Source organism: Nocardioides sp. (assembly GCF_044226765.1).
In the GTDB taxonomy this organism is placed as follows: Bacteria; Actinomycetota; Actinomycetes; order Propionibacteriales; family Nocardioidaceae; genus Nocardioides.
The window spans coordinates 24,752-48,785 of record NZ_JBGAGJ010000017.1; the positions used below are offsets into that span (position 1 = coordinate 24,752).

The following is a 24,034-nucleotide window of genomic DNA, read 5'->3' on the forward strand; positions in this document are numbered from 1 at the left end:
CTCTCGGCGTGAGCAACGACGCTGACGAGCCCCCGGTCGAGGGTGCCCGCGACCGCAGTCCGGGTGAGGGAGGCCCGGGCGAGGGGGTTCCCGGCCAGGGTCCGCGGCGCCGGTTGCCGTCCATCCCGCTGCGCCAGCGCTCGGGTCGGACCGAGACCGAGGAGGGTCTCGCCGCGCGGCTGGCCGCCCAGTGGATGGCGATGCGCGAGCGCAACCAGGCGGTGCCCGCCGCCGTGACCGGCGGCCGCTCGAACTTCAGCCGCGCCCAGGTCCCGTGGGGCATCGACCTCGCGGCCGCCTGGTCCTGGCGGTTCCTGGTCATCGCGGCGGCGGCGTACGTCGTGCTCTGGCTGGTCGCGTTCTTCGCGGTCGTCGCCATCCCGCTCGCGGTGGCCCTGCTGATCTCGGCCCTCGCCGTGCCCGTGGTCGACGGCCTGCACCGGGTCGGCCTCCCGCGCGGGCTCGCGGCTCTCCTGGTGGTGATCCTCGGCATCGCCTTCGTCGCGTCGCTGCTCACCTTCGCCGGCCAGCAGGTCGCCACCGGCGCCCAGGACCTCGCCGACCAGGCGTCCGCCGGACTGGAGGAGATCAAGAACTGGCTCAAGACCGGCCCGCTGCACGCGTCGGACTCCCAGATCAACGACTACATCCAGAAGGCCCAGGACGGGCTGAAGAACACCGGGTCGCGCGTCGACCTCGGCAGCGTCACCGAGGTCGGCACGGCGCTGGGCCACGTGGTCGCGGGGTTCTTCATCGTGCTGTTCTCCACCTACTTCTTCCTCGCCGACGGCGAGCGGATCTGGGCGTGGCTGGTCCGCATCGCCCCCCGCGCCGCGCGGCCGCACGTCGACAGCTCCGGCCGGGTCGCCTGGATCTCGCTCACCCAGTTCGTCCGCGCGACGGTGATCGTCGCGGCGGTGGACGCGATCGGCATCATGATCGGCGCCGCCGTGCTCGGCGTGCCGTTCGTCCTCGCGATCGGCGTCCTGGTCTTCCTCGGCGCGTTCGTCCCGATGGTGGGCGCGTTCGTCGCCGGCACCGTCGCGGTGCTGGTCGCGCTGGTCGCCCAGGGGCCGTTCACAGCGCTGCTCATGCTCGGCGTGGTGGTGCTGGTCCAGCAGATCGAGGGTCACGTCCTGCAGCCCTTCCTGATGGGCCGGTGGGTATCGCTGCACCCGCTCGGAGTGATCGTGGCGATCGGCTGCGGCGTGATCGTCGCGGGGATCGCCGGCGCGCTGGTCGCCGTACCCCTCGCGGCGGCGCTGAACGCCGTCGTGCAGCACCTCGCCGCCAACACCGATCCGGGCGACGACCCGGTGGAGGAGCTCGAGGAGGACTACGAGGAGACGGGGGCGACCGTGGACGCGCCGGGGGAGGACGCGTGACCACCGACGTGCCGACGGTCGGGCTCGCCGAGGTCGAGGCCGCGCGCGAGCTGCTGCGCGGCGTCGCCATCGAGACGCCGATGGAGGAGTCGCGCTGGCTGTCCGCGCTCGCCGGCGGCCCGGTGGAGCTCAAGTGCGAGAACCTGCAGCGCACCGGGTCGTTCAAGACCCGCGGTGCCTACGTGCGGATCGCCCGCCTCTCCGCCGAGGAGCACGCCCGCGGCGTCGTGGCCGCCTCGGCGGGCAACCACGCGCAGGGCGTCGCGCTGGCCGCCCAGATGCTCGGCATCAAGGCGACCATCTTCATGCCCGAGGGCGCGCCGATCCCCAAGGAGAAGGCGACCCGGGGCTACGGCGCCGACGTGATCTTCCACGGCCGCTACCTCGAGGACGCGCTCGCCGAGGCGAAGGCCTTCTCCGAGCGCACCGGCGCGGTGCTGATCCACCCCTTCGACCACGTCGACATCGTGGCCGGGCAGGGGACCGCGGGGCTGGAGATCCTCGAGCAGAAGCCGGACGTCCGCACGGTGCTGGTGCCCACTGGTGGCGGTGGCCTCCTCGCGGGCATCGCGATCGCGGTCAAGGCGGTCCGCCCCGACGTGCGGGTCGTCGGCGTCCAGGCGGCCCAGGCGGCGGCGTACCCGGCCTCGCTTGCGGCGGGTCGTCCGGTCCCGTTGGCGTCGATGAGCACGATGGCCGACGGCATCGCGGTCGGGCTCCCCGGTCAGGTGACGTTCGCGGCGGTGCGCGACCACGTCGACGAGATCCTCACCGTCTCCGAGGAGTCGCTGTCGCGGGCGGTGCTCGCCGTGCTGGAGCGCGCAAAGATGCTGGTGGAGCCGGCTGGTGCGGCCGCGGTAGCGGCGGTCCTCGACGCCCCGTCGGCGTTCGAGACGCCCGCCGTGGCGGTCCTCTCGGGCGGCAACATCGACCCGCTCCTGCTCGGGAAGGTGATCCGGCACGGCATGGCCGCGGCCGGCCGCTACCTCAACCTGCGGGTCTGCATCCCCGACCTGCCCGGTGGGCTGGCCCAGCTGCTCACCGAGGTCGGCGCCGCCGGGGCGAACGTGCTCGAGGTCGCCCACGAGCGGATCTCACCCACTCTCTCGCTCCACGAGGTCGAGGTGCGCCTGCAGCTGGAGACCCGCGGCGAGCCGCACGCCCACCAGGTCCTCACCCGCCTCCGCGAGCGCGGCTACCGGGTGTACGAGTGACCTGACCCCCCCCGAGGCACGAGGAGGGGTCAGGTCGTCGGTGGTCGAGCGAGTCACTGCGCTGCCTTCGCAGCATGGGTCTCGACACGCGGGTCGCGACTTCGCAAGCTCAGTCGCGCCGCTCGCTCGACCACCATCAGCGGATCCGCTGACGCGTCTCCGCTCAGCCCGTGTAGGGGACCGCGTCGACGATGACGACCTCGAGCTGCTTGCCGTTGGGTGCCTCGTAGGTCACCGTGTCGCCCTTGGTGCGGCCGTTGATGGCCGAGCCCAGGGGGGACTGCGGGGAGTAGACCGTCAGCCCCTCGGGCTCGATCTCGCGGGCGCCGAGCAGGAACGTCTCGGCCTCGTCGTCGTCGTCACCGACGAACTTGTAGGTCACGACCATGCCGGGCTCGACGACACCGTCGTTCTGCGGGGTCTCGCCGACCTCGGCGCGGGCGAGCATGTCCTCGAGCTGGCGGATCCGGCCCTCGAGCTTGCCCTGCTCCTCGCGAGCGGCGTGGTAGCCGCCGTTCTCCTTCAGGTCGCCCTCGTCACGCGCGGCGCTGATCCGGGCGACGACCTCCTGACGGCCGGGGCCCTTGAGATGGTCCAGCTCGGCGGCCAACTTGTCGTAGGCGTCCTGGGTGAGCCAGATCGTGCCCTGCTCGGTGGACTGCGTCATGAGGGTGTCTCCTGCTTCGAGTGCTGCTTCGAGGTACGACGGAACAGGTCCGTCGCTCGTCGGTCGGTGCCCCACCCGGCCTCGGTCGAAACGGCCGTGCGTCATCGTCGCGGGCCTGTCGCTCGGCGGCCCGGCGGGACGGTCAGACGGTCGAGTCTAGCAACGAGGGGTCAGGACCCGCAGCCGAGCGGGTCGCTGGGCGCCTTCAGCGGGGTCGCGGCTGGTCGGGTGTCGTGCAGCCGAGCAGCTCGACGGAGGTCGCCTCGCGCTCGGTGCGGACCGTCTGCTCCGTGGTGCCGGAGCCGGTCGGCGCGAAGCTGAGCTCGCCCACGATCGTGTGGTCGTCGGCGTAGGCGCGCAGGGTGCAGGTGGCGTCGGCGCCGTCGGCCAGGTCGATGGAGACCCGCGCGACCGCGCTGTGCTCGCCAGCCACCTCGAAGCTCAGCAGCTTGCTGCTCACCTCGGGGGTCGACTGCGACCAGGTCGCCCACCCGGCCCAGCCCGCGAGCGCGGCAGCCAGCACCACCACGACCCCGATGAACACGGCGCGGCGGGCGGCCGACGGGGCGCCGTACCGGTCGGCGAGGTCGGTCGGCTCGGTCACCGTCCGATGCTCCCATCTACGATTGCCCGGTGACGCAGCACCCCACCCGCGCCGGGCTCCGGCTCATGCACGTCCACGCCCACCCCGACGACGAGTCGAGCAAGGGCGCCGCCAGCACCGCCCGGTACGTCGCCGAGGGCGTCGACGTCCACGTCGCGACCTGCACCGGGGGTGAGCGCGGATCGATCCTCAACCCCAAGATGGACCGGCCCGAGATCCTCGAGAACATCTCCGAGATCCGCCGCCAGGAGATGGAGCGGGCCCGCGACATCCTCGGCGTGCGCCAGGACTGGCTGGGCTTCGTCGACTCCGGCTGGCCCGAGGGTGACCCGAAGCCGCCCCTCCCGGAGGGCTGCTTCGCGCTGGTGCCGCTGGAGGAGGCCGCCGCACCGCTGGTCCGGCTGATCAGGTCGTTCCGGCCGCACGTGCTGACGACGTACGACGAGCGCGGTGGCTACCCGCACCCCGACCACGTGAAGTGCCACGAGGTGTCGGTGGAGGCGTTCCGGGCCGCGGCGGACCCCGAGCGCTACCCCGAGCTCGGCGAGCCGTGGCAGGTGCAGAAGCTCTACTACCACCACTCGTTCAACCGGCCCCGGATGGTCGCGCTGCACGAGGCGATGCTCGAGCACGGGCTGGAGTCGCCGTGGGAGGAGCGGCTCAAGGAGTGGAAGCCCGAGCCCGAGTGGGACGCCCGGATCACGACGCGGGTGCCGTGCGCGGAGTACTTCGGCGTCCGCGACCAGGCGCTGCTCGCGCACGCCACGCAGATCGACCCCGACGGGTTCTGGTTCGCGGTGCCGCGCGAGCTGCAGGAGAAGGTCTGGCCGACCGAGGACTTCGAGCTGGTCGAGAGCCACGTCACCGCGCCGACTCCCGAGGACGACCTCTTCGCGGGCATCGAGCTCCCTCTGAGAGACTGACGTCATGCAGCTCCTGACCGTCGTGCCCGACCTCGCGACCTTCGTGGTCCACCTCGTCGACGGCCCGCCCGCGGACGAGGACGTCAAGGCCGGGTGGGGTGCGTTCGCGATCTTCATCGCGCTCTGCCTCGCGGTCGCGTTCCTCGGCTGGAGCCTCTCCAAGCAGCTGAAGAAGGCCAAGGCCGCCGCCGACGCGGGGGTGTACGACGACCCCGACGAGCCGGCCGCGCCCGCGGAGCCGGTCGAGCCGGTGGCCAGCGAGTCGTCGAACGACCAGGGTCCCGCCCAGGCCTAGGTGCGCCGCACCCGGACCAGGCAGTCCCAGGCGGTCCGGGCCGGCTCCTCGCCGTGCCCGTCGCCGACCGTGCGGGCCACGCGCTCGGCGCGCTCCACCTCCAGCGGCTCTCCGGCGAGGTCGTCGAGGACGTCCTCGGCGGTCATCAGCACCGCGGGGTCCTGCGGCCCACCCGTGCCCTCGGCCAGGTTCGTGGTGTCGTGGGCGACCAGCAGCAGCGTGCCGCCCGGGACGAGCGAGGCGAACGCCGCCCGGACGGCGGCCCGCCGCTGCTCGGCCGGGAGCTGGAGGTAGGCGACGACCACGACGTCGTACGACGCCGGCTCGTCCCAGGCGGTCGCGTCGGCCCGGACCCACCGGACGGGGGTGTCGCCGGCGAGGCTGCGGCCCTTGTCGAGGGCGACCTGGGAGAAGTCGGCTGCCGTGACGTCCCAGCCCCGGCGGGCCAGCCAGATCGCGTTGCGGCCCTCGCCCGCCGCGAGGTCGAGTGCTCGCCCGGGTGGCAGGTCGGCGACCTCGGCGGCCACGAACTGGTTCGGCTCGGCCGACCACACGAGCTCGCTGGCGGCGTACCTCTCGTCCCATCCCTGCGCGTCCACCCCTCCAGTCAAGCACCGCTCCCGGTCGGAGTCGCCCGGATCGGGTGAGGTCGGGCCGGAGCGGTTGTCGCTTGATGGACCGATGAGCCAGACCACACACCACACCGCCGCCCGGGGCACTGCCGGGGTCCGTGTCGTCGGCATCATCCTCATCGTTCTCGGGGCCGTCTTCGTGGTCGCGGGCGTGGGGACGTACGCCGTCGTCTCGTCGACGCTCGCCGACCAGAGGATCACCGTCTCCGACGACGCCGCGCACTTCGCCGGCAAGCAGGTCAAGGGTCCGTTCACCGCCTACGCGCAGGCGAACGTCATCGACAAGCACGCCACCGAGATCGGCGGCGGCAAGACCTACTCCGAGCTCCCCCAGGACGACCCGAACCGGGCCACCGTGATGACCGCGTCGTTCCTCCAGGCCAGCCTGTTCACCTCGGTGGTCGCCTTCGGGGTCGCCGCGTTCGTGGCGGTGATGGGCGTGGTCGTCGTGCTGCTGGGCTGGAGCCTGACCCGCCTGGGCCGCGTGGCCTGAGCGGGTGGATGAATCCCCGGCCGACCGGGGATTCATCCGGGGTTGTCAGGCTCTTCATGACGTTGTCGGGGGTTGCAACCCCTGACAACGTCATGAATCCCCGGCTGACCGGGGATTCATCCACTCCCGCGGATCAGCCCTCCTGCGACCGCTCCTGCGACTCCCGGGCCGCCCAGCGGAAGACGCCCTGGGCCATCGTCGAGGCCTCGTGCTGGGCACGGGTGGCGAAGACCTGGGCCCGCACGGCCTGCACGGCCGGGTCGGAGGGGGCGGCCTGGGCGGCGAGCTCGGCCAGGTGGCCGGCCAGGCGGTCGTCGCCGGCCTCCAGCAGCTCCAGCGCCCGGTCGGCGAGCCGCCCGGGCCCGCCGGCCAGCGACGCGACCTCCGCGGCCAGCGCCGCCGCCGGCGCAGGCTTGAGGTGCGCGGGGTCGCCGTCCCACCACCCGCCGTAGAGCCGCCAGACGTTGCGTACGACGAACTCCGGCTCGTCGTAGACCGGCCGCAGGTAGGGCCGGTCCAGCAGGTGCTGCGGTGCCCGGACCGTGTGCACGATCTCGTCGAGGGGGGCGCCGGCGTTCATCATCGCGACCGTCTCGTCGTGCAGGTGCTCGAGCAGCTCGGCGCTGTCGGTCAGCGCCTGCCGGATCCGCTCGACCCCGACGACGGGTACGCCGTGCCCGGGCAGCATCAGCTCCGCACCGAGCCCGGCCATCGTGCGCATCGCGGCGGCCCACTCGCGGGGGTAGCGCTGCACCTTCTGCGGGTTGCCGGCGTTGGGCGACGCCCAGATGAACAGGTCGCCGCAGCAGAGCAGCTTGCGCTCGGGCACCCACGTCCAGGTGTGGTCGTCGGTCTCACCGCGGGCGTGGTGGAGCTCGAGCCCGAGGCCGCCGACGACGAGATCGGTGCGGTCGGCGTACGTCTCGTCGGGGTAGCGATACTCCCGCGGCCAGACGAGGTCGTCGACGCCGAACTGCCGCCTGTTGACGATCTCGTTGTGGCCCGCGGTCAGCTTGTAGCGGTCGAAGCGGGCGGGCATCGCCTCGTGCGCGACGACGCGCGGCGGCACCCAGCCCCGCTCGGCGGCCTCCGCCTCGAAGGGCGCGACGCCGAAGACGTGGTCGATGTGACCGTGGGAGAACACCGCGGTGTGCAGCCGGGCCGGCGACCAGCGGCGCAGGGTGTCGTGCACGTGCTGGGCGAACAGCGCGCTGCCGGTGTCGACGAGCACCAGCCCGTCGTCGGTCGAGATGGCCGAGACGTTCGCGAACGACGGCACGAAGGCGACGCCGTCGGCGACCTCCTCGGCGTCGCCCATGAACGAGAACGGGTGGGTGTCCTCGATCCCGCGGGCTCCGGTCCACAGGTCGTCGGCGACCTTGAGGATGCTCTCGCTCATGGCATCTCCTGGATGAGCGCGTCGACGACGACGCGGGTGGCCTCGGGGTGGGGGACCGGCTCGGGGCCGGAGGCGGTCACGTCTGTGAGCACCAGGTGCGCCCAGGGGCGGCCGTCGCCGACCGGCGTCCCGGCGACCTCGAGCACGAGGCGGCCGTCGTACGCCGGCGGCGGCTCGCCCGGACCGAGCAGCTCGACCAGCACCCGGCGCCCCGCGCCGAGCGTGCCGGCGACCGGGTGGCACAGCGAGATGACGGTGCGCAGCATGCCGGCGTCCTTGTGCACGTGGCGCGCGACGAAGTCGGGGCGGTCCTGCATCTCCACGAAGGACCGGACCGTCGGGTAGCGCACGATCGCGACGCGGTCCCAGCGGGCGCCCGGGTCGTCGTCCAGCTGCTCGACCACGTCGCCGAAGAAGACGATCGCAGCGTCCAGGTCGGCCAGGATGTCGACGGGGGCGTAGACGTCGTCGGCCTGCTGGCCGGTGCGTCCGAGCGCGGCGTCGGGATGGTCGGGCGGGTAGTCCGCGCGGTCCCGGTAGTGCATCAGGTTGAGCATCCAGAACGGCCCGTCGTCGTCTGGTGACAGCGTCTCGAGCCGGTCCACGAAGACCTCGTCGACCTGGCCGTAGCGGAGCTCCTCCGCGGGTCTGCTCACACCGCCGGACGCTACCTTTGTGGCACGGCGCGTGTCACTAGTTCGCGGGCAGTCGGGTCAGTCCGTCCCGTCGACCTGGGACAGCAGGGCGGTCACGCCACTGACGAGCGCCCGCCGGGCCCGCGACGGGGAGAGGCCGGAGCGGACCCGGAGCAGTTCCAGGGACTCGAAGGAGCACAGCGCGTCGACGCACGAGGCGACCTCCGCGCGACGGGCCCGGTCGAGCCGCCCGAGCTCGGGCTCGAAGTGGGCGACCACCTGGTCCGCGAGCAGCTCACGCCGGTTGCTGACCTGGGCGGCGATCCGCGGCGACTCCGAGGCGCGGAGCATGGCCGCGCGGATGGTCGGCGCCAGCTTCGCGTGCAGCTGGAGGCGCTGGTCGACCAGGGCCTGGACCCGCTCCGCGCGCGTCCCCTCACCCAGGCGGTCCAGCGCGTAGAGGTCGCCGACCAGCTCGACCCGTCGCGCGATGGCGCGCTGGAGCAGGTCGTCGGTGTCCTGGAAGTAGCGGTACACAGATCGCAGTGACACCCCCGACCGGACCGCGACCTCCTCGACCGACGGCGCGAAGTTCCCCTCCACGAACATCTCGTGGACGGTGTCGAGGACCGCCTCGCTGTTGCGGTCCCGGCGTGCGGTGCGGCCGTCGGCCTTCTTGGTCACGGGCGGAGAGTACGTCGCTGCGGCCCGCGGACGCGAGGGCCGAACGCGATCTCGCGCCAAAAGTTTTGGCACGGAATTGCCACAAGTTCGTTGACGAGGCCGGTCGCCTCCACCATGCTCGCGGCATGATCGACCTCGTCGCGATCGACCTGCACGCCTCGCTGGCGACCGCCCTGACGCACCTCGCCGACCAGTCCTCGGTCGAGGACCCGCCGGGCGTCTTCGGCCAGATCGCGCCGTTCATCGAGGACTACGGCTACCTCGGGATCGTCGTCTTCGTCTTCATCGAGAACCTCGGCATCCCGTTCTTCCCGGGCGAGGCCGCGCTGATCCTCGGTGGCATCTACACGGTCACCGGGACCCTGAACCTCGTCCCGCTGCTGATCATCGCCTGGGTCACCGCCGTCCTCGGCGACAACGCCGGCTTCGCCGTCGGCAGGTACGGCGGCCGACCGCTCGCCCTCAAGCTGGGCCGCCGGTTCGGGGTGACCCACGCGCTGCTCGACCGCGTCGAGGCGTTCTACGAGCGGCACGGCAGCTGGGTGGTCGCGGCCGGTCGGTTCCTCCCGATCCTGCGCCACCTCAACGGTCTGGTCGCCGGCCTCACCAAGATCACCTGGCCGCGCTTCCTCGCGGCGAACATGATCGGCGCCGCGATCTGGGTGGGCGTCTGGGTCGAGGTCGGCATCCACGCCGGCAACCACCTCGAGGCGGTGGACAGCTTCATCCAGCGCTTCTCCCGGCTGCTCATCGTGCTGCTCTTCGTCATCATCGTCGTCGTCGTGGTCCGCTTCCGCGTGCACCGGCGTGCGGCGATGGCCGAGGAGGCCGCGGAGGAGGCGGCGTCCGCCCAGGCGGAGGAGGAGGCCCTCGCGGCCGCCGCCGAGCAGCCGGTCGACATCGCCACCGACCTGCCCGTCGACGTCGCGGCCGAGCCCGTGCTCGAAGCCGTCGTCGAGCAGGCGGCGGGGGAGCAGGCACCCACCGACCCACCCGCCGACCAGGCACCACATGAAGGGGACGAACGATGATCGAGGTCGTGCTGCTGGGCACCGGCAGCCCGTTGCCGGACCCGAACCGGGCCGGGCCGGCCACGCTGGTCCGGGCGGGCGGCAAGACGCTGCTGGTCGATGCCGGGCGCGGCGTGGTGATGCGGCTGGCCGGAGCGGGCTCGGGGCCCAACCAGGTCGACCAGGTGCTGCTCACCCACCTGCACAGCGACCACGTGACCGACGTCGGCGACCTGATCACGACCCGCTGGATCACGACCTTCGTGCCGTCGCCGCTGAACGTCGTCGGCCCGGAGGGGACCGCGGACCTCGTCGACGGGATCCTCGACTCCCTCACCGCCGACATCGGCTACCGGTCCACCCACCACGTCGACCTCGAGGGACCTCCGCCGGTGGACGTGCACGAGGCCGGGCCCGGGCCGGTGCTGGAGCTCGGTGAGGTCGTCGTGCGCGCCGCCGCGACCGACCACCGACCGGTGGAGCCGACCCTGGCCTACCGCATCGAGCACGACGGCCACGCCGTCGTCGTCGCCGGCGACACGGTCCCCTGCGAGACGCTGGACGAGCTCTGCGCCGGCGCGGACGCCCTGGTCATCACCGCCATCCGCAAGGACGTGCTCAAGAGCGTGCCGATGCAGCGGGTCCAGGACATCCTGGACTACCACTCGTCGGTCGAGGAGGCGGCCCAGACCGCCGCCCGGGCCGGCGTCGGCACCCTCGTACTCACCCACTACGTGCCGGCGATCGTGCCCGGCACCGAGGACGAGTGGCGCCAGCTGGTCGCCCCCCACTTCTCCGGCCGGGTCGTGATCGGCGACGACCTCACCCGCGTCGAGATCGGCTGACGCCTCACCCGTCCGCCTGGGTGCACTCGAGCAGGCAGTACTGCCCGGAGCTCTCGACGCTCTCGACGTCCGCCTCGTCGATGTCCGTGTCGTCGTCGGCACCCGCGGTACGACGGACGATGCGGTGCACCCGCCAACGGTGCTCGGTGCCGTGGAGCTCGGCCGCCCGGTTCGTCCAAGGCGCGTCGGGCCACCCCGTGAGGCTCAGGCTCAGCTCGAGCGAGACGGTCGTGCCGGCCGTGAAGTCACCCGGGTCCTCGCCGGGGCGCACCCAGCGCACAGCGCGGAGCACGCCGAGATCCAGCACGACCGCTCCCACAGTGTCCAGCACCTCCGCGGTCGCGAGGTAGCGCGCGTCCCCGAGGTGCTCGAGCCCCGGCGGCGTACCGCTCGCGACCGGCCGGAGGGCCGAGCGCTGCACGAACTCGACCGACGCCACGACGTCGGCGCCCACCCGGACCGGACCGAGCTGGCCGTCCCAGACCTGCCACCCGTCGTACAGCAGCGTGACGGTCTTGGCCGGCTGGTCGCTGGTCACCGCTGCTCCTCGTCCGCTCCGATGGCTGCATCCCGACAAGGCGCTGGCCGCCACGACGAAGGCGGTCGCCGAACGCACGAGGGCATGGCTCGAGTATGCGCGCGGACTGTCCGTCTCGTCCGGGTCGTGTGCCTGAGACCGACTTAGAGGTAGGTCTCGAGCACACGACTCGCTGGTCCGACCCGATGGCCGGGCGCGCTGCGGCTACTGGGTCGCGGCGTCGATGGCGACCGCGCCGGCGAGGTCGAGCCACTGGTCGTCCTCGGCGTGCACCTCGATCCGGTCGATGCGGCCGGTGAAGCGCGCCGGGGCGGCGTAGTCGCCGACCGGCCGTCCGCGGTCGCAGCCGACGTCCAGGCCGGTGTAGCCGACCCGCGCGCGGGCCAGGGCGGGGATGGTGCCCTCGCCGCAGGGGCGGTCGTCGACGGCGAGGGTGACCTCGCCGCTCGCCCCGGTCCGCCGGACGCGGACCTCGAGGACGACCGGGCGGCCGACGGGCACCGGCTCGGTGGCGGTCACCGTGGTGCGCACGCCGTCCTGGGCGTAGTCGTGGACCAGGCGGCCTCCGGACACCCGGAGCGCATAGCCGGCGTACCCGTCCCCGTGCGCGAGCAGGACCCCGCCGTCCTCGGGACGGCCGAGGACGGCGGTGGCGCGGATGACGTAGGAGCGACCGCGCACGTCCGGGGCGGCCGCGTCCGGCACCCGGGCGTGCCCGGGGAAGAGGGTCCAGCGCTCAGGCACCGGACTCCTCGGGCGGCAGCCCGTGCCGGCCGGTGATGGGTGGGCCGTTCATGCCGCCGATCGACGCACCGAGCGGCAGGACGTCGTACCGCGCGGCCTCCTCCCACCACCGCTCGACCATCGCGGCGAGCCGCTCGGGCTCGTCGGCCGCCCGGTCGACCAGCTCGTTCCAGTCCTCGTCGAGGTGGTAGAGCTCCCACCGGTCGGCGTCGAAGTCGGTGACCGACCCCGCGTCACCGGTGAGCATCAGCTCCAGGCTCAGCATCGGCTCGTGGTGGGTGACCGCCTTCCAGCCGTCCTGCCAGATCGCCCGCTGGCCGTTCATCTCGAAGTACTGCACGGTGCGCACCGTCTCGGCCTCCGGCTCGCCGAACGTGTACCGCATGCTCTGGCCGTGCAGCGGCTCCTGCGCGACGCCCTTGACGTGGTCGGGCGCCGACATCCCGGTCACGTCGAGCGCCGTCGGCGTGATGTCGATGGCGTGGTGGAACTGGGTGCGGATGCCGCCCGGGTCGGCGATCTCGCCGGGGAAGCGGACCACCAACGGCGACCGCACGCCGCCGGCGTGGGTGTCCTGCTTCCAGCGCTTGAGCGGGGTGTTGCCGGCCATCGACCAGCCGACGGCGTAGGTGTTGATGAAGTCCGGCGAGCAGCCGATCGCCTCGAGGTTGTCCTTGACGACCTGCAGCTCGGTCTCCGGCGACTCGTAGCCGAAGAAGAACTTCATCGCGTTCATCGAGCCGACCTCGCCGCCCTCCTGGCTGGCGCCGTTGTCGCTGCACAGCACGAAGAGGGTGTTGTCGAGCTCGCCCATCTGCTCCAGCGCGGCCACCAGCCGGCCGAGGTGCTCGTCGGTGTGCTCGACCATGCCGGCGTACGCCGCCTGCAGCCGCACCATCGCCGCCTGGTCCTCCGGGGCGTACTCGTCCCACCCCTTGACGCCCGGGTTGCGCGGCGGCAGCTCGGTGTCGGGCGGGACCAGGCCCAGCTCCTTCTGACGTGCCAGGCGGTCGGCCCGGGTGGCGTCCCAGCCCTTCTCGAAGACCGGGACGTACTTGTCGACGTACTCCTTGGCGACGTGGTGGGGGAAGTGCGGGGCGCAGAACGCCACGTAGAGGAAGAACGGCCGCTCGGCGTCGCCGTTGCGGTGGTCGCGCACGAAGTCGATCGCGTGGTCGACGATGTCGGCGGTGAAGTGGTAGTCCTCGCGGTCGGGTGCCTCGACCCAGTGGTTGTCCTCGATCAGGTCGGGACGCCACTGGTTCGTCATCCCGTCGGGGGTGCCGTAGAAGCGGTCGAAGCCGCGCTGCAGCGGCCACTGGTCGAACGGCCCGGCGCCGGTGAACTGGTTCATCGGCGTCAGGTGCCACTTGCCGACGCCGAGGGTCGTGTAGCCCTGCGACTGCGCCATCTCCCCGATGGTCGCCGTCTCGTGGTGCAGCTGGCCGGTGTAGCCGCGGTAGCCCATCGCGAAGTTCGGCAGCATGCCCATGCCGGTCGAGTGGTGGTTGCGGCCGGTCAGCAGGCAGGCGCGGGTCGGCGAGCACAGCGGCGTGACGTGGAAGTTCGTGTACCGCAGGCCCTCGGCCGCGAGCCGGTCGACGGTCGGGGTCGAGATCTCCGAGCCGAAGCACCCGAAGTCGGCCCAGCCGAGGTCGTCGTAGAGGACGTAGACCACGTTCGGGCCACCCGCGCGGGAGCGGTCGGGCTCGGGGAAGAAGGGCACGGAGTCGGCGAACGTGCGGCCGATGACCGGCCCGTCGTGATCGGTCTGCGACATGGGCCGACCGTAGGAACGACGGAGGTGGCTGTCAACGACTATTGGCAAGGTCAGTGACAAATGATAGACAACCGGGCATGGCCGGCACGGAGTCCCGCGCGACCGTTCCCACCCCCGCGGAGGTGGTCTGGGAGACGCTCGCGGGCTTCTCCGACCTCAGCCACTGGGCCACGGGCATCCAGCACAGCAGCATGCTGACCGGTGGACCGCCCGGAGTCGGCGCCACGCGCCGGGTCCAGGTGGGCCGCGCGACCCTGCGCGAGACGGTCGAGGTGTGGGAGCCCGGCCGCCGGCTGCGCTACCGCATCGAGGGGCTGCCGGCCGTGGTCACCGCGGCGAGCAACACCTGGGTGCTGGTGCCCCGCGACGGCGGCGGCACCGAGATCGTCCTCACCGGCGAGGTGACGACGAAGGTCGGGCCCGCGGCGCGGGTCGTGGCCAGGCTCCTGGGACGGGCGAACGAGGGGCTCGTCACGGACCTGGCCGCCCGCGTCACGGCGCTCGACCCCGGCCAGGGTGACGGCGCCGGGAACAGCACGGGAGCAGCAGGCGCCGAGGACGGCACCGGACCAGGGAGGCAGTCATGACCCGCAGGAAGCCGCGCGCGGCCGTCCGTCCCGACGTCGTCATCCTGATGACCGACGAGGAGCGCGCCGCGCCGCCGTACGAGGGTCCGGAGCTCGCCGCGTGGCGCGACCGCGCCCTGCCCGGCACCCGGTGGTTCCGAGAGCACGGAGTCTCCTTCGAGCGCCACTACACCGGCTCGCTCGCCTGCGTGCCGTCGCGGCCGACGATCTTCACCGGGCAGTATCCCGACCTGCACGGCGTCACCCAGACCGACGGGCTGGGCAAGGTCGCCGACGACACCCGGATGCGGTGGCTCCCGCAGGGCGAGGTGCCGACGCTCGGCAACTGGTTCCGGGCGGCCGGCTACGACACCCACTACGACGGCAAGTGGCACATCAGCCACGCCGACCTGCACGACGCGGACGGCCGTCGCGTCGAGACGAACACTTCGGACGGCGAGCCGATCGCGGAGCACGTGCAGGCCTACCTCGACGCCGACCCGCTGGCGCCGTACGGCTTCTCCGGCTGGGTGGGGCCCGAGCCGCACGGTGCCGCGATCGGTGACAGCGGGCTGCGCCGCGACCCGCTGATCGCCGACCGGGTCGTCGCGTGGCTGGAGGACCGCTACGCCCGCCGGCGCGCCGGCGACGAGGACGCGCTGAAGCCCTTCCTCCTGGTCGCGAGCTTCGTCAACCCGCACGACATCGTCCTGTTCCCCGCCTGGGTGCGCCGGATGCCGATCAAGCCGGGGCCGCTCGACCCGCCGCACGTGACCGAGCCGCCGACGTACAACGAGGACCTCGCGCTCAAGCCGGCAGCGCAGATCGCCTACCGCGAGGCGTACCCGTCGGGCTACGGGCCGGCGACCGCCATCAACCGGATCTACCGGCGCAACGCGCAGAGGTACCGGGACCTCTACTACCGGCTGCACGCCGAGGCCGACGCACCGCTGGACCGGGTGCGGCGCGCGGTCACCGCCGGCTCCGCCGAGGCCGTCCTGGTGCGCACGTCCGACCACGGCGACCTGCTCGGCGCCCACGGGGGCCTGCACCAGAAGTGGTTCCAGCTCTACGACGAGGCCACCCGGGTGCCGTTCATCGTCGCGCGCACCGGCAGCCGGCCGTCCAGCGCTGCAACCGTGCGCGAGGCCACCTCCCACGTCGACCTGGTGCCGACCCTGCTGGCCGCGGCCGGCATCGACCAGGACCAGGTCGCCCGCGACCTCGCCCAGGAGTTCACCGAGGTGCACCCGCTGCCGGGGCGCGACCTGATGCCGGTCGTGGCCGACCCGTCGTCGGTGGACCCCGACCGGGCGGTCTACCTGATCACCCGCGACAACATGCTCGAGGGCGACACCGGCATCTCCGGCTTCGGCCGCCAGCTCAGGGTCCGGTCCGCGCCGCCACCCCCGCTGCGGATCCAGGTCGCCGCCCACGTCGCGTCCAACTTCGAGGGCGTCGTGGCCCGGGTCGACGACGAGCACGGCGGGGGCGGCCACCTGTGGAAGCTGGTGCGCACCTTCGACGACCCGGCGACCTGGACCGAGCCCGGCCGCCGGCACCTGGCCGCGAACGGGCCCGCGGGACCGGAGTACCGCACCGAGCCGATCCCGGACGAGTGGGAGCTCTACGACCTCGACGCGGACCCGGTCGAGGCGCGCAACCGCTGGGGCGACCCGGAGTGCCGCGCGGTGTGCACCCACCTTCGTGAACGCCTCAAGGAGGAGCAGCACCGCGCCGTGCCGCAGCGCAACCGGCCGTGGCCCTACGTCGCCCGGCCCCAGGGTGCGACCGAGCTGAAGCGGCCCCGGCCGCCGCAGCGGGTGCTGCGCCGGCTCGCCCAGCGGCTCGGGATGCACCCCGACGACCCCGAGGGTGCACCGCCGGAGGCGCCCGGTCGCCGGGCCCTGGTCATCGCCACGAACCATGGTGAGCTCACCGACGGCACCCCGACCGGCGTCTTCGCCTCCGAGCTGACCGTGCCCTACTACGCGTTCGAGGACGCGGGGATGTACGTCGACGTGGCCAGCCCGCAGGGTGGGCGGATCCCGGTCGACCCGCTGTCGCTCAAGCCGGTCATCCGCACCGAGGCGGACGACCGCTACCTCGGCGACGACGTCCTGCACTCCAAGCTCGAGGAGTCCCTCGCGGTCGGCGACCTGGAGATGAGCGACTACGACATCGTCTACCTGGCCGGCGGCTGGGGCGCGGCGTTCGACCTGGGCGTCTCCGAGTCGCTGGCCGAGCAGATGACCGCTGCCGCGGCGTCCGACCTGGTGATCGGCGGGGTCTGCCACGGACCCCTCGGTCTGCTGAACGCGACCGGCCCCGACGGCCGTCCGCTGGTCGAGGGGCGGCGGATCAGCGCCGTGACCGACAAGCAGGTCCGCGAGCTCAAGATCACCTCGACCCCGATGCACCCCGAGACCGAGCTGCGGGCCAAGGGTGCGCTCTTCGAGTCGGCGAGCCGGTTCCGCGACCCGTTCGCCAACCACTGGGTCGTCGACGGCAACCTGGTGACCGGGCAGAACCAGAACGCCGGCCCGATGGTCGCCCGCGAGATGGTCCGGCTGGTGCTGGAGCGCGACGCGGCTGCCGCGGCGGAGGCCGCGGAGTGACCGACTGGACCGAGCTCAGTGCGCGGGCGTCGTTCGCCTCCCACCGGCTGATCGGCTGGATCTACTGGGACCCGGTGGCCGTCGACGGCTGCGCCGAGCTGGGCCTGGACGTGCCGGGCACCTACTACATCACCAGCCGCTGCGCGCCCCTGGCGCCAGCGGGGCACCAGGCCGTCGCGGCGGCGTACTACTCGATCAGCCCGGCGTTCATCCAGTTCGCGATGGCGCTCGCCGAGGAGCGCACGTCGTACGACGCCATCACCGCCGTCCGCGACCGCGCGGTCGTCGAGGGGCTGCACGCCTACGTCCCCGAGGTCTGCGACGGGCTCGCCGCGCTCGCCGGACCGCTGTGGGAGGCGGCGGACGCGCTGCCGGTCTCGGGGCGTGTGCTCTTCGCCGCCCACCGCCAGCAGCCGCGGCCCGACGATCCGCTGCTCTCGGCGTGGCTGGCGGTCAACTGCATCCGCGAGTGGCGCGGCGACACGCACTTCGCGATCCTCGCCGCCGAGGACGTGAGCGCGACCCAGGCCGGCCTGCTCCACAACGCGATGCTCAACTACCCGCCCGACTGGATCCCGCGCAGCCGCGGCTCCGACGACGCGGCGCTCGCCGAGGCGATGGCCGACCTCGAGGCGCGCGGGCTGGCCTCCGGCGGCCGGGTCAACGCAGCGGGTCTCGCCCTGCGCGACGACATCGAGGCCCGCACCGACCGGCTCGCCGAGCGCGCCTGGCGGCACCTGGGCGCCGAGCTGACGCAGACCTACCTCGACCTCGTGGAGCCGGTCGGCGACCGGTTCATCGCCCGCATCGACGCCACGGCCGGACCGGAGTGGATGCCGGCCGCCCGCGAACGCCGTACCGACACCCCTGAAGGGAACCCCTTGTGAAGGTCCTCCGCACGCCCGACGAGCGCTTCGACTCCCTGCCCGGCTACGGGTTCGCGCCGCACTACGCCGACGTGTCCGACGGCGACGGAGGCACCCTGCGGATGCACTACCTCGACGAGGGTCCGGTCGACGGCCCCGTCGTGCTGCTGATGCACGGTGAGCCGTCGTGGTGCTACCTCTACCGCACCATGATCCCCGTGCTCGTCGAGGCGGGGCTGCGGTGCATCGCACCGGACCTGGTGGGCTTCGGTCGGTCCGACAAGCCGACCGAGCGGTCCGACTACACCTACGCGCGGCACGTGGAGTGGGTGCGCACGCTCGTCGTCGACGTCCTCGACCTGCGCGACGCGACGTTCTTCGGGCAGGACTGGGGTGGCCTGGTGGGGCTCCGGGTCGTCGCGGAGAACTCGGACCGGTTCGCCCGCGTCGCGATCGGCAACACCGGCCTGCCCACCGGCCTCGAGCCGATCACCGACGCCTTCCTGCAGTGGCAGGAGTTCTCCCAGACGACCCCGGACTTCGCGGTCGGGATGATCGTGAGCATGGGCTGCGCCGAGCCGATGGCGCCCGAGGTGGCGGCGGCGTACGACGCGCCGTTCCCCGACGACTCCTACAAGGCCGGAGCCCGGGTCTTCCCGACGCTGGTGCCGACCTCGCCGGACGACCCGGCGTCGGCGGCGAACCTCGCGGCGCGATCGGTCTTCGAGGCCTGGGAGAAGCCGTTCCTGCTGCTCTTCTCCGACAAGGACGCGGTCACCCGGGGCGCGGACCGGTGGTTCCTGAAGAACGTCCCCGGGGCCGCCGGTCAGCCGCACACGACGATCGAGGGTGGTGGTCACTTCCTCCAGGAGGACCGCGGCCCCGAGGTCGCCCGGCACCTGGTGGCGTTCGTCGGCGCCTAGGGCCCTACGTCGTCAGGCCGAAGGCCTGCAGCAGGGAGGCAGCGCTGCGGGCGTGCGCCAGCGGGGCGACCCCGGCGACGTCGGCGAGCGACCGCGACAGGGAGTAGTGGTTCAGCGGGGCGCTCACGACCTGGTGGTCCAGCCCCTGGTGGGCGACGACGGTGAGCACCCGGTTGCCGTGGTGACGGTCGTCCTCGTCGGCGGTGATCACCACGGCCAGCCGCCCGGAGGCGAAGTCCGGCCCGCGCAGCACCGCGCCGACCTGCGCCTTGAGCCACGCGTTCGCCGAGGCCAGGGAGCAGTCGTGCGCATCGTGGCAGACGTCCGGCACGACGAGCCCGACGGCCGGCAGCGTGCCCGCGTCCACGGCGGGCGCCAGCCGATCCAACGACCCGTCGAACCGGCGGCAGGTGCGCCGCTCGTCCGGGAAGTAGGTCCACGGGTTGTGCCGGACGGCGTAGCGGCCGGTGTCGGTCGTGCGGCACGGGGTGGTCATGCCCTCGGCGTACACCGCCGCGGTCGAGCCCGCGGCGACCGCCTCGCCGAAGATGCTCGGGCGGTGCACCGGGTGCACCGCCGGCGGGTCGTCGTCGGTGACGCCGAACGTGCTGCCCCCCGCGATCGCGAGGTAGTTGGGCAGCGACGGGTGGGTGATCGCCCGGTAGCGCGTCGCGTAGCCGTAGCGGTCCGCCAGCCGGCTGACCCACGGCATGCCGCGGCGCATCTGGGTCAGGGAGTGGTTCTCCACCACGAAGACCAGCAGCTTGGTGACGTCCGGGGTGGGGGCGGCGTCCGTGGACCGGGCGACGGCGGAGGCGGGGCGGGCACTCGCCGTGGCGGCCGGACGTCCGTCACAGGCGGTCAGGCCCACCACCGCGGCGACGACGGCGAGGGCCGCGACGAGGGTGGTCCGGCGGGGGGTCATGCGGCCCGGCTCCGCTCGAGCACCCGCCAGTCGCCGGTGGACCACACCTCGCGGTAGTGGTGCTCCACGACGGACTGTGCCCGGTCGGCGTCCAGGCCCCACGACGAGAGCGAGTCGCCGGCGACCAGCAGCCACCGCGGTGCCTCGGGGCCGGCGAGCACGCCGTCGAGCCGGGTGAGCCGTGGGTCACGCACCCGGACCGGGAGGCTCCACAGGTACGGGTACGGGCTCATGAGCCCAGTCTCGCGCACGACGTCGCCGTGCCCGAAGGCGACCACCACCGTGTCCGTGGGGCGGGCGTGGCTGCGCACGTACGCCGCGACCTGCTGGTCCTCGGCGAGTGCCGGCGGGTGGCTGAGCGACCACACGAGCGCGAACGCCGTCATCACCGCGGCGAGACCGGTGGTGACGTGGGTCAGCCGTCCCCCGCCGTCGCACGCCGCGACGAGGAGGACCAGGCCGGGCACGAGCGCGATCAGGTAGTGGTGCCAGTAGCTGCCGCCCAGCAGGGCGCCCGCGACCTCCCACGCCAGGACGACGACGGCGGCGACCAGGACCGGCCGGTCGGCCACCGGTCGGCCGCGGCCGAGGACGGCGCCGACGGCGACCAGGGGCAGGCCGGCCAGGACCGCGGCCAGCACCAGCTCGTGCAACCGGTCGGACGTGGCGCTGCTCGCGGACGTGCTGATCACACCAGCCGCCTGGACGCGGAAGGTGACGACCGCGTCCCAGAGCGCCAGCGGCCCGGTGCCCCGCGAGGCGGCGCCGAGGAGCACCACCCCGAGCGCTCCGAGCGCTCCTCCGAGGAAGGACAGCGCGCGGGTCCGCGCGCCGCGCGGGTCGGTGCGCGCCAGGGCCACCAGCAGCACGGCGGCGACGACGAACCCGTCGACGAGATCCTGCTTGACCAGGGCCGCAGAGACCGCCAGCGCGCCGGCCGCCAGCGGGACGGCGTACCGCTCCTCGGGTCCGTCGGCCCGGACGCTGCGCAGCACCAGCAGGAAGCTGCCCAGCACGAGCGGTGCGGCGAGCAGCTCGCCGTCGACCTCCATCACGCCGAGCAGGGGGGAGGAGAGGAACACCGCCGCGACCGCGGCGGCCGGGGTGCCGCCGATGCGGCCGGCGAGCAGCACCGCGACCACGACGGCGACGAGCCCGAGCAGGCGCAGCGCGAGGGCGCCACCCAGGGCGTCCGCACCGGCGAATACCGCGAGCAGCAGCGGCGGCCGGTCCACGAAGTAGGCCCCGTAGAGCGACGGACCCGGGGACCACTGCCCGGCCACGACGAGGAACCCGCCCTCGTCCGAGGTCAGCGGCGAGAGGAGGAAGGGGAGCCGCACCAGCGCGGCGGCCGCGGCGAGCAGGACCGGTCCGACGGCGCCGACCGTGACGGGGGGCGCCGCCGGGACGAGGCGCACCCGGTCGAGCGTGGTCACGGTCCCAGCGTGCCGCGCCGCACCTGAACCGAACATGAACACCGGCCAGCGCGGTCAGGTACGTTGCAGGTCCGGCGGCGCACCCTCGAAGGCTGGAGAGGGGAGGTGGTGACCGGTGGCGAGGATCGGTCTGTGCGAGGACGACCCGGCGATCCGGCGGATCGTCCTCGCGGCGTTGCAGCACGCGGGCCACGAGGGCGTGGTCGCCCACGACGGCCGCGAGGCGTTGCAGCTGTTCGCCGGTGACGACGAGATCGACGTCATCGTGCTCGACATCGGCCTGCCGGACTCCGACGGCCGTGACGTGTGCCAGGCCCTGCGGTCGGCGGGCCAGCCTGCGCCGGTGCTCTTCCTGACCGCGCTGGGAGCCGTCCACGACCGGCTGGCCGGGTTCAGCGCCGGAGCGGACGACTACCTGCCCAAGCCGTTCGACGTCAAGGAGCTGATCGCGCGGGTCGAGGCGCTGGCCAAGCGCGGCCGCCTGGTCGTCGGCGAGGCGGCCACCGACCTGCTGCTCGACCCGGCCCGACACGCCCTGGTCTGCGGCGGCAAGGAGGTGCTGCTGACGCCGACCGAGTTCCGGATGCTCGCCGCGATCACCTCGCGGCCGGGCGAGGTCGTACGCCGTCGCGCGGTCGTCGCCGCGGCCTGGCCGGACGGTGCGGTGGTCAACGACAACACCGTCGACTCCTACGTGCGCCGGATCCGGGTCAAGCTGGGCGAGGTCGGCTCGCCGTTGGAGCTGCGCACCGTCCGCGGCGTCGGGTACACGCTCCGGTGAACCCGCTGGGGCGACTGCGCCCGCGCAGCTTCCGCGGGCGGATCGTGCTGTCCACCGTGGGCCTGGTCGCCGTGGTCATGGTGGTCGTCGCGGTCCTGGTCGAGGTGCTGCTGGACTACACGGCCGGACGGGACGCGGACAGCGCGCTCGAGGACCGTGCCCAGTCGGTCGTCAGCGTGGTCGACGCCAGCACACCGGCCGGGTCGTCGGACCTGGTGGTGCCGGAGGAGGATCTCGACCCGGGCGTGCGCGTCTACGACGCCCGGGGCCGGCTCGTCGCCGGGTCCATGGAGCACGACGCCCGCGACTCCGCCGACGACCTGGCGCAGGTGCGGGAGCCGACGACCGTCGACGCGCCCGGGGAGCTGCGGCTGCGCGCCGAGCCCTTCCGCACGGCCGGGGGCGCGCACGGCGTGGTCGTGGTCAGCCAGGCGACCGAGCCCTACCAGCGCACGGAGTTGGTCGCGTTCCTCGCCCTCCTGGGGGTGGGCCTCGTCGTCATGGCGCTGAGCGCCGTCGTCGCCCGGCTGGCGACCACCCAGGCCCTCGAGCCGGTCGCCCAGATGGCCGAGCGGGCCGCGGACTGGAGCGAGCACGACCTCACCCAGCGGTTCGACCTCGGCCCGGCCGACGACGAGCTCGCCCAGCTCGGCGAGACGCTCGACCACCTGCTGGACCGGGTCGCGATGGCGATCCGCTCCGAGCAGCGGCTCACCTCCGAGCTCGCCCACGAGCTGCGCACGCCGCTCACGGCGATCCAGGGGTCGGCCGACCTCGCCTTGATGCGTGGCGTGGCCGACGAGGCCACCCGGGCGGACCTGGTGGAGATCTCGCGCGCCGCCCGCTCCATGGCCGAGGTGATCACGACACTGGTCGACGTCGCCCGGGACGCAGCGACCACCGATGCGGCGGCCACCTGCCGGGTGGCTGACCTCGTCGAGACGGTCCGTACCTCGGTCCCGGCCGCCCTCGACCTGGTCGAGGACGTGGACGGCTCGACCGCCCGGATCGCGGGGCCGCGCAGCCTGGTGCTCCGCACCCTGGCGCCCGTGGTCGACAACGCGGTCGCGCACGCTCGGTCCCGGGTCGTGCTGCGCGCGGTGGACTCGCCGCACGCGGTCGCGATCACGGTGGCCGACGACGGCCCCGGCATCGACGAACGTGTCCGCGAGCACCTCTTCGACAGCGGCGTCAGCGGGTCCGGCGGCACCGGCCTCGGTCTCGGTATCGCCCGCCGGGTCGCCCGCTCGCTCGGCGGCGAGATCGCCGTGGAGTCGCCCGAGACCGGCGCGTCGTTCGTGGTGCGGCTGCCGCGGGCCTGAGGCCCGAGCCGGGCAGGTCCGCCGCCCCAGCGCCTCACCTGGCGCAGGTTCATCACGGTCTGTCGGTGAAACCGCACGTCCCACGGTGGGCACGCCATGGGAGGTGCCGGTTCACCTGCATACCGTGTTGAAACGGCAGCGGCGGCTCGCAGCACGGCGGTCAGGTTCCGTGCAGGTTGCCCCTGGGACGATCGACCCGTGTTCGACACCATCAACGGTCTCCCCGTCCACCCGCTCGTGGTCCACGCGATCGTGGTCCTCGTCCCGCTCTCGGTCCTCGGCACGATCCTGATCGCCGCCGTCCCGAAGTGGCGAGCGCCCTACGGCCCGATCGTGGTGGCGGTGGCCGCCGTCGCCACCGTCTTGTGCCCGGTCGCCACCTCCAGCGGCGAGGCGCTCGAGAAGCACGTCGGATCGCCGGCGTACGACCACGCGGAGATGGGCGACATGCTCGTCTGGTTCATGCTCCCGGTCCTGATCCTCTCGGCGATCCTGGTGTGGCTGGCCCGTCGGCCCGAGGACCGTCGTCCCGGGCCGACCTGGCTGCCCACCGCCGTCGCGGTGCTGGCCGTGGTCGCCGGTCTCGCGTGCTCCTGGCAGGTCTACCGGGTCGGCGACTCGGGCGCGAAGTCGGTCTGGCACGACCAGGTGTCCTCCTCGTCCGGGTCGTCCAGCGGCGACTCCGACTGATCTGCTTCCTGCGGGTCCGGGGCAACGTCATACGAAGCGGTTGCCCCGGCGACCAGTGC

The 24,034-nt window shown here is 73.1% G+C and carries 25 protein-coding genes; 14 read left to right on the top strand and 11 right to left on the bottom strand.

Annotated elements, in window-relative coordinates:
- Positions 1-8 precede the first annotated feature (8 nt).
- On the top strand, positions 9-1,385 hold the full coding sequence (locus ACILRH_RS22460; protein ID WP_395696305.1) for an AI-2E family transporter: 1,377 nt from the start codon (positions 9-11) through the stop codon (positions 1,383-1,385).
- A complete protein-coding gene (ilvA, locus tag ACILRH_RS22465; protein WP_395696306.1) occupies positions 1,382-2,599 on the top strand; it encodes a threonine ammonia-lyase in 1,218 nt (405 codons plus the stop codon). The genes ACILRH_RS22460 and ilvA overlap by 4 nt, the downstream gene beginning before the upstream one ends.
- Before the next feature lie 163 nt (positions 2,600-2,762).
- Here ilvA and greA read toward each other — a convergent pair whose 3' ends face one another.
- Both greA and ACILRH_RS22475 read right to left on the bottom strand, forming a co-directional pair.
- A complete protein-coding gene (gene greA / locus ACILRH_RS22470; RefSeq protein ID WP_395696307.1) occupies positions 2,763-3,266 on the bottom strand; it encodes a transcription elongation factor GreA in 504 nt (167 codons plus the stop codon).
- 205 nt (positions 3,267-3,471) lie between these two features.
- Positions 3,472-3,870 carry a DUF4307 domain-containing protein gene (locus ACILRH_RS22475; protein WP_395696308.1) on the bottom strand — a complete coding sequence of 133 codons (399 nt, stop codon included), beginning with the start codon at positions 3,868-3,870 and terminating at the stop codon, positions 3,472-3,474.
- Positions 3,871-3,935: 65 nt separating this feature from the next.
- Here ACILRH_RS22475 and mca point away from each other — a divergent pair, with 65 nt between their 5' ends.
- Both mca and ACILRH_RS22485 read left to right on the top strand, forming a co-directional pair.
- A complete protein-coding gene (mca, locus tag ACILRH_RS22480; protein WP_395696358.1) occupies positions 3,936-4,793 on the top strand; it encodes a mycothiol conjugate amidase Mca in 858 nt (285 codons plus the stop codon).
- Positions 4,794-4,797: 4 nt separating this feature from the next.
- Entirely contained in the window at positions 4,798-5,088 is a 291-nt protein-coding gene (locus ACILRH_RS22485; RefSeq protein ID WP_395696309.1) for a hypothetical protein, read from the top strand.
- Here ACILRH_RS22485 and ACILRH_RS22490 read toward each other — a convergent pair.
- On the bottom strand, positions 5,085-5,687 hold the full coding sequence (locus ACILRH_RS22490; RefSeq protein WP_395696310.1) for a class I SAM-dependent methyltransferase: 603 nt from the start codon (positions 5,685-5,687) through the stop codon (positions 5,085-5,087). The two genes, ACILRH_RS22485 and ACILRH_RS22490, sit on opposite strands and share 4 nt — an antisense overlap.
- 82 nt (positions 5,688-5,769) lie before the next feature.
- On the opposite strand from ACILRH_RS22490, the gene ACILRH_RS22495 reads away from it, so the two are divergent.
- Entirely contained in the window at positions 5,770-6,213 is a 444-nt protein-coding gene (locus ACILRH_RS22495; protein WP_395696311.1) for an aromatic ring-opening dioxygenase LigA, read from the top strand.
- A 133-nt stretch (positions 6,214-6,346) separates the two neighbouring features.
- Here ACILRH_RS22495 and ACILRH_RS22500 read toward each other — a convergent pair whose 3' ends face one another.
- Genes ACILRH_RS22500 through ACILRH_RS22510 form a run of 3 tightly spaced genes read right to left on the bottom strand, consistent with a single transcriptional unit; the run spans position 6,347 to position 8,931 of the window.
- Complete coding sequence (locus ACILRH_RS22500; RefSeq protein WP_395696312.1) at positions 6,347-7,612, bottom strand: alkyl sulfatase dimerization domain-containing protein; 1,266 nt, start codon at positions 7,610-7,612, stop codon at positions 6,347-6,349.
- Positions 7,609-8,268 (bottom strand): hypothetical protein, encoded by a 660-nt coding sequence (locus ACILRH_RS22505; RefSeq protein ID WP_395696313.1) that lies wholly within the window; start codon positions 8,266-8,268, stop codon positions 7,609-7,611. The genes ACILRH_RS22500 and ACILRH_RS22505 overlap by 4 nt, the downstream gene beginning before the upstream one ends.
- Before the next feature lie 57 nt (positions 8,269-8,325).
- Positions 8,326-8,931: a TetR/AcrR family transcriptional regulator gene (locus ACILRH_RS22510; protein ID WP_395696314.1), complete on the bottom strand. Its 606-nt coding sequence runs from the start codon at positions 8,929-8,931 to the stop codon at positions 8,326-8,328.
- A 125-nt stretch (positions 8,932-9,056) separates the two neighbouring features.
- On the opposite strand from ACILRH_RS22510, the gene ACILRH_RS22515 reads away from it, so the two are divergent.
- Both ACILRH_RS22515 and ACILRH_RS22520 read left to right on the top strand, forming a co-directional pair.
- Positions 9,057-9,962 carry a DedA family protein gene (locus ACILRH_RS22515; protein WP_395696315.1) on the top strand — a complete coding sequence of 302 codons (906 nt, stop codon included), beginning with the start codon at positions 9,057-9,059 and terminating at the stop codon, positions 9,960-9,962.
- Positions 9,959-10,786: a ribonuclease Z gene (locus tag ACILRH_RS22520; RefSeq protein WP_395696316.1), complete on the top strand. Its 828-nt coding sequence runs from the start codon at positions 9,959-9,961 to the stop codon at positions 10,784-10,786. Before ACILRH_RS22515 ends, ACILRH_RS22520 begins: the two co-directional genes overlap by 4 nt.
- A gap of 4 nt (positions 10,787-10,790) precedes the next feature.
- Here ACILRH_RS22520 and ACILRH_RS22525 read toward each other — a convergent pair whose 3' ends face one another.
- The 3 genes from ACILRH_RS22525 to ACILRH_RS22535 all read right to left on the bottom strand — a co-directional run bounded on the left by ACILRH_RS22525 (position 10,791) and on the right by ACILRH_RS22535 (position 13,848).
- On the bottom strand, positions 10,791-11,324 hold the full coding sequence (locus ACILRH_RS22525; RefSeq protein WP_395696317.1) for a hypothetical protein: 534 nt from the start codon (positions 11,322-11,324) through the stop codon (positions 10,791-10,793).
- A gap of 204 nt (positions 11,325-11,528) precedes the next feature.
- Positions 11,529-12,068, bottom strand: coding sequence for a hypothetical protein (locus tag ACILRH_RS22530; protein ID WP_395696318.1), 540 nt, complete (start codon positions 12,066-12,068; stop codon positions 11,529-11,531).
- On the bottom strand, positions 12,061-13,848 hold the full coding sequence (locus tag ACILRH_RS22535) for an arylsulfatase (protein ID WP_395696319.1): 1,788 nt from the start codon (positions 13,846-13,848) through the stop codon (positions 12,061-12,063). Before ACILRH_RS22535 ends, ACILRH_RS22530 begins: the two co-directional genes overlap by 8 nt.
- A 77-nt stretch (positions 13,849-13,925) precedes the next feature.
- Between ACILRH_RS22535 and ACILRH_RS22540 the strand changes: the two genes are divergently transcribed.
- Genes ACILRH_RS22540 through ACILRH_RS22555 form a run of 4 tightly spaced genes read left to right on the top strand, consistent with a single transcriptional unit; the run spans position 13,926 to position 18,821 of the window.
- Complete coding sequence (locus tag ACILRH_RS22540; protein ID WP_395696320.1) at positions 13,926-14,435, top strand: SRPBCC family protein; 510 nt, start codon at positions 13,926-13,928, stop codon at positions 14,433-14,435.
- Positions 14,432-17,032 (top strand): sulfatase-like hydrolase/transferase, encoded by a 2,601-nt coding sequence (locus tag ACILRH_RS22545; protein WP_395696321.1) that lies wholly within the window; start codon positions 14,432-14,434, stop codon positions 17,030-17,032. The genes ACILRH_RS22540 and ACILRH_RS22545 overlap by 4 nt, the downstream gene beginning before the upstream one ends.
- On the top strand, positions 17,029-17,919 hold the full coding sequence (locus ACILRH_RS22550; RefSeq protein WP_395696322.1) for an SCO6745 family protein: 891 nt from the start codon (positions 17,029-17,031) through the stop codon (positions 17,917-17,919). Before ACILRH_RS22545 ends, ACILRH_RS22550 begins: the two co-directional genes overlap by 4 nt.
- Entirely contained in the window at positions 17,916-18,821 is a 906-nt protein-coding gene (locus ACILRH_RS22555) for a haloalkane dehalogenase (protein ID WP_395696323.1), read from the top strand. The genes ACILRH_RS22550 and ACILRH_RS22555 overlap by 4 nt, the downstream gene beginning before the upstream one ends.
- A 4-nt stretch (positions 18,822-18,825) precedes the next feature.
- On the opposite strand, the gene ACILRH_RS22560 is transcribed toward ACILRH_RS22555, so the two are convergent.
- Both ACILRH_RS22560 and ACILRH_RS22565 read right to left on the bottom strand, forming a co-directional pair.
- Positions 18,826-19,746: an alkaline phosphatase family protein gene (locus tag ACILRH_RS22560; protein WP_395696324.1), complete on the bottom strand. Its 921-nt coding sequence runs from the start codon at positions 19,744-19,746 to the stop codon at positions 18,826-18,828.
- Positions 19,743-21,182 (bottom strand): hypothetical protein, encoded by a 1,440-nt coding sequence (locus tag ACILRH_RS22565; protein ID WP_395696325.1) that lies wholly within the window; start codon positions 21,180-21,182, stop codon positions 19,743-19,745. Before ACILRH_RS22565 ends, ACILRH_RS22560 begins: the two co-directional genes overlap by 4 nt.
- A 115-nt stretch (positions 21,183-21,297) precedes the next feature.
- On the opposite strand from ACILRH_RS22565, the gene ACILRH_RS22570 reads away from it, so the two are divergent.
- The 3 genes from ACILRH_RS22570 (at position 21,298) to ACILRH_RS22580 (ending at position 23,975) form a co-directional block, all read left to right on the top strand.
- Positions 21,298-21,963: a response regulator transcription factor gene (locus ACILRH_RS22570; RefSeq protein WP_395696326.1), complete on the top strand. Its 666-nt coding sequence runs from the start codon at positions 21,298-21,300 to the stop codon at positions 21,961-21,963.
- Positions 21,960-23,285 (top strand): sensor histidine kinase, encoded by a 1,326-nt coding sequence (locus ACILRH_RS22575; protein WP_395696327.1) that lies wholly within the window; start codon positions 21,960-21,962, stop codon positions 23,283-23,285. The genes ACILRH_RS22570 and ACILRH_RS22575 overlap by 4 nt, the downstream gene beginning before the upstream one ends.
- A gap of 198 nt (positions 23,286-23,483) precedes the next feature.
- The gene (locus tag ACILRH_RS22580; protein ID WP_395696328.1) at positions 23,484-23,975 is read left to right on the top strand and encodes a DUF2231 domain-containing protein; all 492 of its coding nucleotides are present in this window, start codon (positions 23,484-23,486) and stop codon (positions 23,973-23,975) included.
- Positions 23,976-24,034 lie beyond the last annotated feature (59 nt).

Excerpts from the sequence above, each read along its gene's own strand:
- greA (WP_395696307.1), bottom strand. The coding sequence starts at position 3,266 with ATGACGCAGTCCACCGAGCAGGGCACGATCTGGCTCACCCAGGACGCC.
- mca (WP_395696358.1), top strand. The coding sequence starts at position 3,936 with ATGCACGTCCACGCCCACCCCGACGACGAGTCGAGCAAGGGCGCCGCC.
- ACILRH_RS22485 (WP_395696309.1), top strand. The coding sequence starts at position 4,798 with ATGCAGCTCCTGACCGTCGTGCCCGACCTCGCGACCTTCGTGGTCCAC.
- ACILRH_RS22495 (WP_395696311.1), top strand. The coding sequence starts at position 5,770 with ATGAGCCAGACCACACACCACACCGCCGCCCGGGGCACTGCCGGGGTC.
- ACILRH_RS22500 (WP_395696312.1), bottom strand. The coding sequence starts at position 7,612 with ATGAGCGAGAGCATCCTCAAGGTCGCCGACGACCTGTGGACCGGAGCC.
- ACILRH_RS22515 (WP_395696315.1), top strand. The coding sequence starts at position 9,057 with ATGATCGACCTCGTCGCGATCGACCTGCACGCCTCGCTGGCGACCGCC.
- ACILRH_RS22520 (WP_395696316.1), top strand. The coding sequence starts at position 9,959 with ATGATCGAGGTCGTGCTGCTGGGCACCGGCAGCCCGTTGCCGGACCCG.
- ACILRH_RS22535 (WP_395696319.1), bottom strand. The coding sequence starts at position 13,848 with ATGTCGCAGACCGATCACGACGGGCCGGTCATCGGCCGCACGTTCGCC.
- ACILRH_RS22540 (WP_395696320.1), top strand. The coding sequence starts at position 13,926 with ATGGCCGGCACGGAGTCCCGCGCGACCGTTCCCACCCCCGCGGAGGTG.
- ACILRH_RS22545 (WP_395696321.1), top strand. The coding sequence starts at position 14,432 with ATGACCCGCAGGAAGCCGCGCGCGGCCGTCCGTCCCGACGTCGTCATC.
- ACILRH_RS22560 (WP_395696324.1), bottom strand. The coding sequence starts at position 19,746 with ATGACCCCCCGCCGGACCACCCTCGTCGCGGCCCTCGCCGTCGTCGCC.